This window comes from Lentzea waywayandensis (genome assembly GCF_900115955.1).
Classification (GTDB): domain Bacteria; phylum Actinomycetota; class Actinomycetes; order Mycobacteriales; family Pseudonocardiaceae; genus Lentzea; species Lentzea waywayandensis.
This window is the reverse complement of sequence record NZ_FOYL01000005.1, coordinates 309,469-323,066: the sequence shown is the minus strand read 5'-3', so window position 1 is coordinate 323,066 and position 13,598 is coordinate 309,469. Positions and strand designations below refer to the sequence as shown.

At 69.7% G+C, this 13,598-nt stretch carries 8 protein-coding genes; all 8 read left to right on the top strand.

Going from position 1 to position 13,598, the window contains the following annotated elements:
- Positions 1–292: 292 nt before the first annotated feature.
- The 8 genes from BM417_RS21660 to BM417_RS21630 all read left to right on the top strand — a co-directional run bounded on the left by BM417_RS21660 (position 293) and on the right by BM417_RS21630 (position 13,597).
- Positions 293–3,127, top strand: a complete 2,835-nt coding sequence (locus BM417_RS21660) for an AfsR/SARP family transcriptional regulator (RefSeq protein ID WP_093597172.1) — start codon at positions 293–295, stop codon at positions 3,125–3,127.
- A gap of 114 nt (positions 3,128–3,241) precedes the next feature.
- Positions 3,242–3,385 (top strand): hypothetical protein, encoded by a 144-nt coding sequence (locus BM417_RS47855; RefSeq protein WP_177320523.1) that lies wholly within the window; start codon positions 3,242–3,244, stop codon positions 3,383–3,385.
- Positions 3,386–3,468: 83 nt separating this feature from the next.
- Positions 3,469–6,441: a helix-turn-helix transcriptional regulator gene (locus BM417_RS21655; protein WP_093597170.1), complete on the top strand. Its 2,973-nt coding sequence runs from the start codon at positions 3,469–3,471 to the stop codon at positions 6,439–6,441.
- Positions 6,442–6,560: 119 nt separating this feature from the next.
- Positions 6,561–7,313, top strand: a complete 753-nt coding sequence (locus BM417_RS21650; protein WP_030476986.1) for an ABC transporter ATP-binding protein — start codon at positions 6,561–6,563, stop codon at positions 7,311–7,313.
- A gap of 7 nt (positions 7,314–7,320) precedes the next feature.
- On the top strand, positions 7,321–9,837 hold the full coding sequence (locus BM417_RS21645) for an ABC transporter permease (RefSeq protein ID WP_093597167.1): 2,517 nt from the start codon (positions 7,321–7,323) through the stop codon (positions 9,835–9,837).
- A 694-nt stretch (positions 9,838–10,531) separates the two neighbouring features.
- Positions 10,532–11,794, top strand: a complete 1,263-nt coding sequence (locus BM417_RS21640; RefSeq protein ID WP_093597164.1) for an ABC transporter substrate-binding protein — start codon at positions 10,532–10,534, stop codon at positions 11,792–11,794.
- 74 nt (positions 11,795–11,868) lie between these two features.
- Entirely contained in the window at positions 11,869–12,768 is a 900-nt protein-coding gene (locus BM417_RS21635; RefSeq protein ID WP_322788982.1) for a carbohydrate ABC transporter permease, read from the top strand.
- 4 nt (positions 12,769–12,772) lie between these two features.
- Positions 12,773–13,597 (top strand): carbohydrate ABC transporter permease, encoded by an 825-nt coding sequence (locus BM417_RS21630; protein ID WP_093597161.1) that lies wholly within the window; start codon positions 12,773–12,775, stop codon positions 13,595–13,597.
- Position 13,598: the final 1 nt, after the last annotated feature.

Here is a 13,598-nt window from a genome sequence, read left to right as displayed (position 1 = left end):
GGATCAACCAGCCGGGGCCTTCTCGCGTAAGGGGACGTGAGCCGGCCGGCGTTCCGCCGCCGCGGGCTGGATGCCCCTTGCACGCCGGCCGACCCACGTCGATCATGGGGAGCAGCGGGTGTTCCGCTGTCCGGTCCAACCTGCCCGGACTCCGCGATCTCCGGTTTCCGTTGATCTCGCGGTCTGTGGTTGGTTGGACACGCTAAGCGTAAGAATGCCTTCTACAGCACGACTGGAGCCCGACTGAAGTGATCTTCAAGCTCCAGGTGGACCACAGGCGAAGGACAGATCGGTGACGCACGGCGAGGAACCCCTTCGGTTCGAGGTTCTCGGCCTTCTCCGAGTCGTTCGCGCAGGTCAAGAGGTTGATCTCGGTGCGGCGAAGCAGCGCGCCGTCCTCGCGGTCCTGCTGCTGGAGCGCAACACCCCGGTCAGTCGTGGGCAGATCATCGAGGCCGTCTGGGGCGACAACGTGCCCTCGAGTGCGGTCAACCTCGTCCAGACCTACGTCGCCGGACTGCGCCGGGCGCTCGAACCGACCCGTGCGCGCAGGGCTCCCGCCGAGCTGCTGACCTCGGTCGGCGACGGCTACCTGATGCGCGTCGAGCCAGGAGCCCTGGATCTCGACGTGTTCGAACGTCAGGTCCTGCTCGCGAACCGCATGCGCGCCGCCGGGGATCTCGCCGGAGCCGCGGTCGAGCTGGACGACGCGCTGGCGTTGTTCCGCGCCGAACCGCTGGGCGGCGTGTCGGGACTGCACGCCGACGTCGAACGCGGCCGTCTGGTGGAACGCCGGCTGGCGGTGCTGGAGGAACGGGCCGAGCTGGGCCTCGCGATCGGGCAGGGGCCGGAGCTGGTCTCGCAGCTGGGCTCGATGGTCGTCGAGCACCCGTTGCGTGAACGCGGCCACGGCCTGCTGATGAGGGCACTGGTCCAGGCGGGCCGTCAGGCCGAGGCGCTGGCCGCCTACCGGGAGGCCCGCGCCGTGCTGATCGAGGAGCTCGGCGTCGAGCCGGGTCCCGAACTGCGCCGCGTGCACCAGGCCGTGCTGGCGGGGGACAGTCCCGAGCCGGAACGCGCGCCGGTCCGAGTGCCGCAGCAGCCGTCCGCGCCCGAACCCGCCCCGATGACGATCCCGGCGCAGCTGCCGCGCGCACCTGTCGCGCTGGTCGGCCGGGACCCCGAGCTCGGCCTCATGGACGCGTTGCTGCGCGGCCACGACGGCCCGGTGATGCTGGTGACCGGCCCGGCGGGGGTGGGCAAGACCGCGCTCGCCCTGCACTGGTCGCACCGGGTCCGCGAGGAGTTCCCGGACGGCCAGCTCTACGTCGACGTGCACGGTTACGACCCGAACCGGGAGCCGCTGGAGATCGGCGAGGTGCTCAACCGGTTCTTACGCGCGCTGGGCGTTCCGGCCGGCGACACCCCTGTCTCGGTCGACGAACGCTCGGCGCTGCTGCGCACGTTGCTGGCCGACCGCCGGATGCTCGTGATGCTCGACAACGTCCGCAGCTCGGCTGATCTGCTGCCGTTGCTGCCGGGCGCGCCCTCGTGCGTCGTCGTGACCTCGCGCCGCCGGTTGGTCGGGCTGGTCGCGCAGGTCGAGGCGAAGCTGATCGAGCTGGACATGCTCGACCCGGACGCCGCCGTCGACGTGCTGGGCCGCATCGCCGGCCGGTCAGACATCGAGGCCGACGCCCTGCGTGAACTGGCCGAGCTGTGCGACGGCCTGCCGCTGGCGTTGCGGATCGCCGCGGCCCGTCTCGCCGTGTCCCCTCGTCTGCGCGTGGCCGAACTGGTCGAGGAGCTCCAGGACGAGCAGGGCCGCCTGGCCGCACTCGGCCTGGAGGACGGTGAGGGCACCGTACGAGCCGCTCTGGACGCCTCGCGCCGTGCGTTGCCCGCGGAGCCGTCGCGGTTGCTGGCGATCGTCGGCCTGCATCCCGGCGCGGACCTGACCCCGCACGTGGTCGCGGCGATGGGCGACGTGGCGTTGCTGGAGGCCCAACGCGCGCTGGACGCGTTGACCGCCGCGAACCTGCTGTCCGTCAGCGAACCCGGCAGGCACGTCGCGCACGACATCGTCCGCGTCTACACGAAGACCCTGGCCGGTGAGCTGTCCGAGCCGGAACGCCGTGCCGCCACCGGCCGGATGCTCGACTACTACCTGCACTGCGCGGACCTCGCCGACGGGTTGTTGCCGATCAACCGCGGCAGCGTCCTGGTCGCGCCGGAGCACCGGCCCGTCCACGTGCCGGCGATCTCCGGTGCCGCGGACGCGACGGCCTGGTTCGACGCGGAGCGCGCCAACCTGATCGCCGCCGCCGAGCTCGCCTCGGGTTCCGGCTGGCACGTCCACGCGTGGCAGCTGCCGTACACGTTGTCGCGGTACCTGTGGCTGCGGACCGAACGCGAGACCTCGTTGCGCCTCACCGAGGCCGCCTTGCAGGCCGCCATCGCGCTGAACGACGACGACGCCCGGTTCGTCATGCAGTTCAACCTCGGCGTCGCGTTGTTGCAGTTCGAACGTTTCGAAGAGGCGTTGCAGGCCCAGCAGGGCGCGCTGGAAGTGGCGCGCCGCAAGGAGGACGTGCACCAGCAGGCGCGCGCCCTGACGACGGTCGCCGGCACGTTGCAGGACCTGGGCCGGGCCGCCGAGGCCGAGGCGCACTACCGCGAGGCCATGGAGATCTCGCGGATCGCGGGCTCGAAGTGGGCCGAGGCCAACGCCCATCACCACCTCGGTTTGTTGTACCTGAGCACCCAGCGCTTCGACGACGCGATGCCGTGGCTGCGCGTGGCGTTGCGGATGTACCACGAGGTCGGCGAGCAGTGCGGGGAAGCGGCCTGCCACGTCGACATCTCCACGGCTCTGCTGGAGACCGGTGACACGGACGGCGCGCTGACCTCGGCCCGTACGGCGCTGGCGGTGGCGTGCGATGCCGTCTCGCCGTACCACCAGGCGTTGGCGCACGACCGGCTCGCGGCGGTGTTCGAGCGGCTCAACGCGGCGGGGGCGGCGGCGCACTGGCAGCGGGCGCTGGCGTTGTTCAGCGAGCTGGGGGCACCGGAGGCCGACGGGGTGAGGGCCCGGCTGGCCAGAGCCCGCGCGGTGACCGTCGGCTGAGCGGTTCCGGCCAGGTAAGGGGTCGAGCGGGACCGGCGGGGTAAGGGATTCGCGGCGCGGAACTACGTGATCGCCCGATGCCTCACCCGATCCCTCAGCAGCAGTCTCTCCACCATGACCGAATGGACCCCTGAGGCGATCAAGGCAGAAATCGACTACCGACGTGGCAACGCGGTGTGCAACTGGCAGCGGTCGAACGGCAACACGCCGTCGTGGCTCAAGCGAGTGATGCACCGCACTATGTCCCGGACGCGATGAGGGCCCCAGCAGGCGCCCCGGCGAAATCCGGGCAACACCGCGCTGAACAAGTTACTCGTGAACAAACACTGACCTGTGACAGCATGCCCCTTGTGGCGCGCCTGGGTTCCGGAATTCCGTTGGTCGCACGCGATCGGGAACTGGACCGGTTGCGTGCCGCCCTGGCACAGGCCGGGGAGGGCGCCGCGGGGGCAGTGCTGCTCGCCGGCGACGCCGGTGTGGGCAAGACACGGCTGATCGACGAGCTGGCCGCCAGCGCCGACGACACCCTCGTCCTCATGGGACGGTGTCTGGACGTCGGCGAGACCGGCCTGCCGTACCTGCCGTTCGCCGAAGCCCTGAGCAAGCTCAAGAGCGATGTGGCGAACCGGCCCGCGCTCGCGATGTTGCTGCCGCAGCTGACGTTGCCCGCCGAACGCGAGCCCGGCACCGAGGGCATGATCGCGCCGAGCCTGATTCCCGGCCGGCGGCCCGAGCAGGACGTGGGACAGCTCCAGCTGTTCGACGCCGTGCTCGGGCTTCTCGGCGATCTCTCCGAACGGCAGCGCGTGCTGTTCGTGGTCGAGGACCTGCACTGGGCGGACGCGTCCACCCGGTACCTGCTGTCGTTCCTGTTGTCCCGCTTGCGTTCCCAGCGTCTGCTGGTCGTCGGCACCTACCGCGCGGACGACCTGCACCGCAGCCATCCGTTGCGCCCCTTGCTGGCCGAGCTGGTCCGGCTGCCCGCCGTCGACCGCTTAGACCTCTCGCCGTTCAACGCAGCCGACGCCCGCCGGTTCGTCGAGGCCCTGTCCGACGACCTGCCGGAGGACGTCGTCCAGCAGGTCGCGGAACGCTCCGAGGGCAACGCCTTCTTCGCCGAGGAACTCATCGCGGTGGCCACCTGTGACGACGCCAGGTCGTTGCCGTCCGCGCTCGCCGACGTGCTGCTCAGCCGGGTCGAAAGCCTCGGTCCCGAGGCGCAGCACGTCGTCCGCGTCGCGTCGGTCTGGGGCCGCCGGGTCCGGCACTACCGGCTGCACGAGGTCGCGGGCATGCCGGACATCGCGTTCGACACGGCCCTGCGCGAGCTGATCCAGCACCACCTGCTCGTCGTGAACGACGACGAGGTCTACGCCTTCCGTCACGCCCTGGTGCGGGAGGCGGTCTACGGCGACCTGCTGCCCGGCGAACGGGGCCGGCTGCACGCCGCCTACGCCCAGCACCTGGCCCAGCGGCCGGACGAACGCGGTGGCGCGGCGGCGCTGGCCCACCACGCCTTCGAGAGCCACGACCTGCCGCAGGCCCTGGAGGCCTCGATCAAGGCGTCCAAGGAGGCCGAACGCGCCGGCGCGCCCGCGGAGTCGTTGCGGTACCTGGAAAAGGCGCTCAACCTGTGGAACGCCGTCGCCGAGGCCGATCGTCCGTCCGATGTGGACGAGTCGGTGCTGCTGCGGCGCGCCTCCTGGGTCGCGGGCACGGCCGGGCAGCCGGAACGCGCCGTCGCGTTCGCCCGCAGCGCCACCAAGGCCATCGGCGCCGAGCAGACGCCGGAGGAGGCCGCCGAGGTCTGGCTGCGGCTCTCGCAGGCGCTCTCGATCCTCGACGGCAACGAGGAGGAACACTTCCTGGTCCTCGGCAAGGCGCTCGCCCTCGTGCAGGACCGCGAGCCCAGCCCCACCCGCGCCCGTGTGTTCGCGGGCAAGGCGTCCTCCCTGCGTCAGCAACGCAAGGACGCCAAGGCCCGGGAGGCCGCCGAGCTCGCGATCGCGGACGGCCAGACGGCGAACGCGCCGGGTGCGGTCGCGGACGGGCTCGGCACCCTGGCGATCCTCGACGACCACGCCGGCCAGCCGGAGGAGGCGAAGGCCAGCTTCGAGCGAGCGATCCAGTGCGCGCGCGAGGTCGGAGCGTTCAACAACGAACTGAGGGCTTGGTACTACTACGGCCTGATGCACTACGACCGCGGCGAGCTGGCCGAGGCCGCGCGCGTCTACAACCTCGCGGGCGACCGGGCCAAGGAGACCGGCCTGACGTGGAGCATGTACGGGCTGGAGATCCGCATCCTCCAGGTGCTGGTGCACTACTACATCGGCGACTGGGACTACGCGGCGTGGGCCAGCGAACCGCCCGGCATGTCCGTGTCGTCGACGGTGCTGGCCCGGCTGGCGTCCGCGAGCACGCACCTCACGGTCTCGCGCGGCGATCTCGCCGAGTCCGAGCGGATGATCACGAAGCTGCGCAGCGACTGGCACCGCGACATCCAGATCGCGCTGATCAACGGTGGCACCGGCGCGGAGCTCGCGTTGTGGCGCGGCCGTCCCGAACTCGCCGTCGAGCGCGTTACCGACGCGCTGGCGTGGGCGCGCAAGCTCGGTGGTCCGTGGATGCTCGCGGGCATCAGGATCGGTGCGATCGGCATCGCGGCACACGCTGAGATCGCCGCGAAGGCCCGCCGCAAGCGGGACGCCGAAGCCGAGAAGAACGCCGTCGCAGCAGGACACGAACTCGCCGAGCACGTGCGGCTGACCGCGGAGAACGGCAAGCCGCGCGCCGGAGTGCTCGGCCCCGAGGGACGTGCGTGGCTGGCCCGTGCGCTCGCCGAGGAGTCCAGACTGACCGGCGCGGGCGACCCGGCGTTGTGGCAGGCCGCCGTCGACGAGTTCGCCTACGGGGTCGTGTTCGAGCAGGCGCTGTGCCGGTGGCGGCTCGCGGAGGCGTTGCTCGGTGCGGACCGCCGCGAGGAGGCCGCCGAACAACTGCGCCTGGCCGACGAGGTGGCGACGAGGCTCAAGGCCGTTCCGCTCGCCGAGGCCGTGGCGTCGTGCGCCAAGCGGGCCCGCATCACCCTCAGGGCTGACGAACCGGTGCGCGAGCAGATCGACCTCTTCACCCCGCGCGAACGCGACGTGCTCGGCCTGGTCGCCTCGGGACGGACGAACCGCGAGGTCGGCGAGGAGCTCTACATCAGCGAGAAGACCGTTTCCGTGCACCTTTCCCGGATCATGGCCAAGCTGGGGGCGTCGCGGCGCGCGGAGGCCGTGGCGATCGCGTACGACCGGGGTCTGCTGGAATAGCGCTGGTTGTCATACCTCAGGCTGACGCGCAACGCGTCGCGGAGTTGATGTCCGCGCACTCAGCTTCCTCATAGCTTCTTCCTCATCGAGGAACATCCCCTGTGAGGAAGGCAAGCGACATGTCTGCACTGGTGTCCGAGGTCGGCACCCGGACCGCTGCGGCGGCCCACAACCTGGTGAAGGTCTACGGCAAGGGTGACACCGCGGTGCGGGCGCTCGACGGCATCAACGTCGCCTTCCAGGCCGGCCGTTTCACCGCGATCATGGGCCCGTCCGGCTCCGGCAAGTCCACGCTGATGCACTGCCTCGCGGGACTGGACACGGTGGACAGCGGCGAGATCCACATCGGACAGACCGAGATCACCAAGCTGAACGACAAGGACCTGACCAAGCTGCGCCGCGACCGCGTCGGCTTCGTGTTCCAGGCCTTCAACCTGCTGCCGACGCTGACCGCCGAGCAGAACATCCTGCTGGGCCTGGAGCTCGCCGGCCGCAAGCCCGACAGGGAATGGTTCGACACGATCGTCAACGTGCTGGGCCTGCGCGACCGCCTGACCCACCGTCCGACCGAGCTGTCCGGTGGCCAGCAGCAGCGCGTCGCCTGTGCCCGCGCCCTGGTCGCCCGTCCCGAGGTCATCTTCGCCGACGAGCCGACCGGCAACCTGGACTCCCGCAGCGGCGCCGAGGTCCTCGACTTCCTGCGCATGTCGGTCCGCAAGATGGGCCAGACCGTGATCATGGTGACGCACGACCCGGTGGCCGCGAGCTACGCGGACCGCGTGGTGCTGCTCGCCGACGGCCGGCTCGCGGGCGAGATCCACCAGCCCACCACCGAGTCCGTCGTCAACGCCCTCACGCACCTGGGGGCGTGAGCTACCGATGCTGAAGACCATCCTTGCGGGCCTGCGAGCCCGCACGGCACGGCTGGTGCTGTCCAGCATCGCCATCGCGCTCGGCGTCGCGTTCGTGACGGGCACGCTCGTGCTCGGCGACGCGGTCGGGGAACAGACCAGGGACAACTTCGCCCGCAGCGCCCGCAACGTCGACGCGGCCGTGCACCTGGGCGAGAACAGCCCGGACCGGGACAAGGGCATCCCGGCCGACTTCGTGCAGAAGATCCGCAACACGCCCGGTGTCGAGGGCGCGGACTCACGCGAGTTCGGCAGCGCCGCGTTGCTCAGCGGGGAGGGCAAGGCGCGCGGCGCGATGGTGCAGCCGCTGCCCACGACGGAGAAGCTGCGCGACTTCAACCTCAAGGACGGCAAGTTCCCGGTCAAGGCCGACGAGGCCGCGATCGACGTCAAGACCGCCCAGGTGGCGAAGCTCAAGGTCGGCGACAAGCTCAAGCTGCTCGACGAGGAGAACGCCGAGCACGCGTTCACCATCGTCGGCACCTACCAGCAGGGCGCCAGCAGCATCTCGATGTCCGGCAGCGACCACGTCCTGGTCTCGCCGGAGGGCCTGCGCACGGTGATCCCGGAGCAGCGGATCTACGAGATCGTCGCGGTCGCCAAGCCCGGTGTGTCGCAGCAGCAGCTCGTCAGCGACATCACCAAGGCCATCGGCAGCGGCTACGAGGTGCAGACCGGTGAGCAGCTGACCCAGGCCACGCTGGAGCAGGTCGGTGACGCCGCCGGCGAGATCAAGACGTTTCTGCTCGCGTTCGCCGCTATCTCGCTCGTCGTCGCGGGCATGGTCATCTACAACACCTTCACGATCCTCGTCGCCCAGCGCACGAAGGAGCTCGCGCTGCTGCGTTGCGTCGGCGCGAACCGCTCGCAGGTGTTCCGCAGCGTGCTCGCCGAAGCGCTCTTCATGGGTCTCACGGCGTCCGTGCTCGGTCTCCTCGGCGGAGTCGGCGTCTCGGCGGCTCTGCAGGCGTTCATCAGCACCGTGGGCGGTCCCGGCGGCGAAGACGCCCCGATCCGCCTGCCGATCTCCTGGGTGACCATCGCCGCCGGCTTCGGTGTCGGCGTGGTCGTGACGGTGCTGTCGGCCGTGCTGCCCGCCCGCCGCGCCACGAAGGTCGCCCCGGTGGCCGCCCTGCGCTCGCAGCCGGACAGCTCCGACGACGTCGCCCGCACCGGCAAGCTGCGGATCATCGTCGCGACGCTGATCGCACTGGCCGGTGGCGCCGCCGTCTACTTCGGCCTCCAGCAGGAGAAGGAAGAGCCGGCGATGTTCATCACCGGTGGCGCCACGATGGTGCTGCTGCTGGCGGTGCTGCTGCTCGGCCCGCTCTACGTGCCGCTGGTGAACCGCCTGTTCGGCAAGGCGCTGCGCGGTGTCCCGGCGAAGCTGGCCTCGGCCAACGCGGGCCGCAACCCCAAGCGCACGGCCGCGACCACCGCGGCGTTGATGATCGGCGTGACCATCGTGGCGATGGTGACGGTCGTGGCCGGCAGTGGCCGCGCGACCATGAACGAGCAGGTCGACAAGCGGTTCCCGGCGGACTACGCGGTCAAGTCGAACGTCTACAGCCAGCCGCTCTCGCAGAAGTTCACCGACGACCTCGCGAAGGTGCGCAACGTTGCGCAGGTCGCGCCCGAGCTCAGGGCCTACGGCGAGTCGCCGAAGCTCCAGTACGCCGACGTCACCGGATACCCGACCGACGCGATCGGTTCCCTGGTGCGCCCGGACACGGCCGCGGGCACGTTGACCGGTCTCAAGGACAACGAGATCGCCATGCGGGAGAAGGAGGCCAAGGAGGCGGGCCTCACCGTCGGCTCCACCGTCCCGATCAGCGGCAAGGACTTCAAGGTCGTCGCGCTGATCAAGGACAACAGCTACGGCACCGGCATCGTGACGCTCGCCGCGGCCCAGTCGCTGCTCAAGGAGCCCGTCAAGGGCTACCAGAACGTGCTGGTCAAGCTCGCGCCGGGCACGGACATCACGGTGGCCCGCGCCGACCTGGAACGGTTCATCGCGACCTCGCCGGTGGCGGTGCTGGACTCCGCGGCCGAGACCAAGGCGGAGCTGAACGGGCAGATCGACCAGATCCTGATGTTCATCTGGGCCCTCGTCGGCCTGGCGCTGATCATCGCCCTGTTCGGCATCGCGAACACGCTGACGCTCTCGGTGCTGGAACGGACCCGCGAGTCCGCCCTGCTGCGGGCACTGGGCCTGACCAGGGGCCAGCTGCGGCAGATGCTGGTGGTCGAGTCGATCCTGATGGCCCTGATCGGCGCGGTCGTGGGCGTGCTGCTCGGCGCCGGGTTCGGGTGGCTGCTGGTCGAGGCGATCTCCAACTCGGAGTTCACGATCAGCTTCTCCATCCCGTTCGGCCAGATCGGGATCATGCTCGGGCTGGCCGTGGTCGCGGCGATCATCGCCGCCGCCCTGCCCGCTCGCCGCGCGGCCCGCAACTCCGTGGTCGCGGGCATGGCGGAGGCGTAGGACACCCCGCCTGGCCCCGGCTGTCGGGGGCTGCGGCCAGGCGGGTTCGGGAGTGCGGAACAGGGGCCGCACGACCGGGGGATCGGTGGAGGTCCGGTGCTGTCGGGGCACCGGGCCTCCGCTGCGTTCACGGGCAGGGTGCGCGGCAAGGTGACGGCCCGCACGGCAGGCGACCCCTCCGCTGGAACGTGACCAGGCGTGGCAACCGGCCCCGCGCGGTGCCACCGGGCGCCCGCCTCGCAAGGCGGTGCAATCGCAACCCCGCTGGAACGCGACGACCCGCACGCAACGACCCCCCGCACGCCTCGGCCCGCAAGCCAGCCGCTCGGACCGCCCTCACCGCCGGCCTCGCGGTTCACCTGCGTGAACAGGCGTTCGCCACCCGCCTCACGGTCCCCTGAACCACGAGTTCGGAAAAAATCTTGGAGGGCGCGCGTCACTTTTGGCCCGCAAGCCCCTCTACCTGGGGTGAGGGACGACCGGAGCGAGGGCCCGGTCGTCCCTCTTCGTCGTTTCCGGGGGCCCCGCGGCCGCCCCATCCGAGACGCTCGGCGTTTCGGTCCAGGTTTTTGTTGCCTGCCACGACAAAGTTACGGAACGATGTCGACCGCTTGACACCCGCGCCTCTCCGGTTGAGTGTGAGAGCGCTCTCATCACAGTTAAGCGCCGCTCACGGCGTCGTCGAGGAGGACGGATGAGCACAAGACTGGTCGGCAGCGTCGCTGCGACCCTCGCGATGGTTCTGGTCGCTGGATGCGGCGGGAGTTCCGGGGCCGACGGCAAGATCGAGCTGTCGCTGGGTCTGTTCTCCGACTTCGGGTACGACAAGCTCATCGAGGAGTACATGGCCTCGCACTCGAACATCAAGATCGAGCAGCGCAAGGTCAAGATGGAGCAGCACAACACGCAGCTCGCGACGCAGCTCGCGGGTGGCCGTGGTGCCGCGGACATCGTTGCCCTCGAGGAGGGCGTGGTCTCGCAGTTCCGCGCCTCCAAGGACAAGTTCGTGAACCTGGCGGAGTACGGGGCCAAGGATCTGAAGGACCAGTGGGCCGGGTGGAAGTGGAACCAGGGCACGGCCGACGGCGGTGAGTTCGTGCTGGGGCTGGGCACGGACATGGGCAGCCTCGGTCTCTGCTACCGCAGTGACCTGTTCGCGGCGGCGGGTCTGCCCACCGACAGGGCCGAGGTCGCCAAGCTGTGGCCGACGTGGGCCGACTACGCGAAGGCCGCGGACACGTTCACGGCCAAGACGCCGAACGTGAAGTTCGTCGACACGGGCCGCAACGTCTACAAGGCGATCCTCGACCAGACCGAGGAGGGCTACTTCGCGAAGGACGACTCGTACATCGCGGAGAAGAACGACAAGGTCAAGACGGCGTTCGACACGGCGGCGGCGCTCGGCACCAAGCAGCAGACCGGTGCCCTCGAGCCGTTCAGCCAGGACTGGAACGTCGCGCTGAAGCAGGGTTCGTTCGCCACCACCACCTGCCCGGCCTGGGCGCTCGCGCTGATCAAGGCGGGTGCCGGCGACGCGGCTGCCGGGAAGTGGGACGTGACGACGGCGCCCGGTGGCGGCGGCAACTGGGGTGGCTCGTTCCTCGCCATCCCGAAGCAGGGCAAGAACCCCAAGGAGGCCTACGAGCTGGCCAAGTGGCTGACGGCCCCCGAGCAGCAGAAGCGGATCTTCAAGGAGACCGGCAACCTGCCGAGCCAGCCGAAGGTCTACCAGGACGCCGAGGTGCAGGCCACGGTCAACGAGTACTTCAGCAAGGCTCCGGTCGGCCAGATCTTCGCGACCTCGGCGGAGTCGCTGAAGCCGACCTACCGCGGCACGAAGGACTCGAAGGTCGGACCGGTGTTCGCCACCGCGCTGACCCGCGTCGAGCAGGGCAAGCAGTCCGCTGCTGAAGCCTGGACCCAGGCGCTCAAGGAAGCGACGGACGCCGCCAAGTGACGGTGACGCGTCAAGAGACCGAGACGGCCCCGGCCGTCTCGGTTTCGCCTTCCAAGGAGCCGAAGCGCTTCCGGCTGAGCCACTGGGACGCCAGGTACACGCCGTACCTGATCATCACGCCGTTCTTCCTGGTGTTCGGGATCTTCGGGCTCTACCCGCTGATCTACACGGCGTGGGTGTCGCTGCACGACTGGCAGCTGATCGACGGCAACCAGGGATTCGTCGGTCTCGCCAACTACGTCGAGCTGTTCGGCGACACCAAGTTCTGGAACGCGCTGTTCAACACGCTGAGCCTGTTCGTGCTCTCGACGGTGCCGCAGCTGCTGGCCGCGCTGGGGCTGGCCGCGCTGCTGGACCGGGGCCTGCGCGGCAGTGCGTTCTGGCGGGCCGGCGTGCTGCTGCCCAACGTCATCTCGGTCGCCGCGGTGGCGCTGGTGTTCGCGCAGTTCTTCGGCCGCGACTTCGGCATCGTGAACTTCCTGCTGGGCTTCGTCGGCATCGACCCGATCGACTGGCGTGCCGAGACGTGGGCCTCGCACCTCGCGGTGTCCACAATGGTCATGTGGCGGTGGACCGGCTACAACGCGCTGCTGTACCTGGCGGCGATGCAGTCGGTGCCCAAGGACATGTACGAGTCGGCCACTTTGGACGGTGCCGGTCGCTGGCGGATGTTCTGGTCGATCACCGTGCCGTCGATCCGGCCGACGATCCTGTTCACCGTCGTCACCTCGACGATCGGCGGTCTGCAGCTGTTCGCCGAGCCCGCGCTGTTCGACCCCGGGTTCGCCGCGAACAACTCCACCGGCGGTTCCGACCGGCAGTTCCAGACGCTGGTGCTCTACATGTACGAGAAGGGCTTCCGGTTGTTCGACGCGGGCTACGCGGCCACCATCGCGTGGATGCTGTTCGTGGTCGTCCTCCTGGTCGCGCTCGTCAACTTCACGCTGACGCGGCGCATCGCGGGCAAGGAGTGATCGCGTGAAGAACGCCAAGGCAGGGCCACTGCTCTACGGGTTCCTGGTCGCCGTGCTCGCGGCCTCGATCTTCCCGCTGTACTACTCGTTCATCGTCGCGTCGAAGGACAACTCCGTCCTCGGCGAGAAGGTCCCACCGCTGATCCCCGGCGGCAACCTGGTCGAGAACATCACCCGCGTCTTCGACACCGTCGACTTCTGGCTCGCCATGCAGAACTCGTTCATCGTGGCGGCGACCGTGGCGATCTCGAACGTCGTGCTGGGCACGCTGGCCGGGTTCGCCTTCTCGCGGCTGCGGTTCAGGGGCCGCGACTCGCTGTTCCTCGTCGTGCTCGGCACCGCGATGGTGCCGACTCAGCTCGGCGTGATCCCGCTGTACATGCTGATGTCCGACCTCGACTGGTACGGGACGCTCCAGGCGGTCATCGTGCCGGTGCTGATCGGGTCGTTCGCGGTGTTCTGGATGCGTCAGGCGTGCGAGGAGACCGTGCCGTACGAGCTGATCGAGGCCGCGCGCGTCGACGGCTGCTCGGTGCTGCGGACGTTCTGGCACGTCGGGTTCCCCGCAGTGCGGCCGCAGGCGGCGGTGCTGGGCATGTTCACGTTCATGACGGCGTGGAACGACTTCTTCTGGCCGTTGATCGTGCTGGACCCCAACGACAGCCCGACTGTGCAGGTCGCCCTGTCGACACTCGCCAGCGGGTACTACACCGACTACTCGTTGATGCTCGCCGGCGCCTCCATCGCGGTGCTGCCGGTGATCGCGATCTTCGTCCTGCTGTCGCGCCAGATCGTCGGCGGAATCATGCAGGGCGCGGTGAAGGGATGAG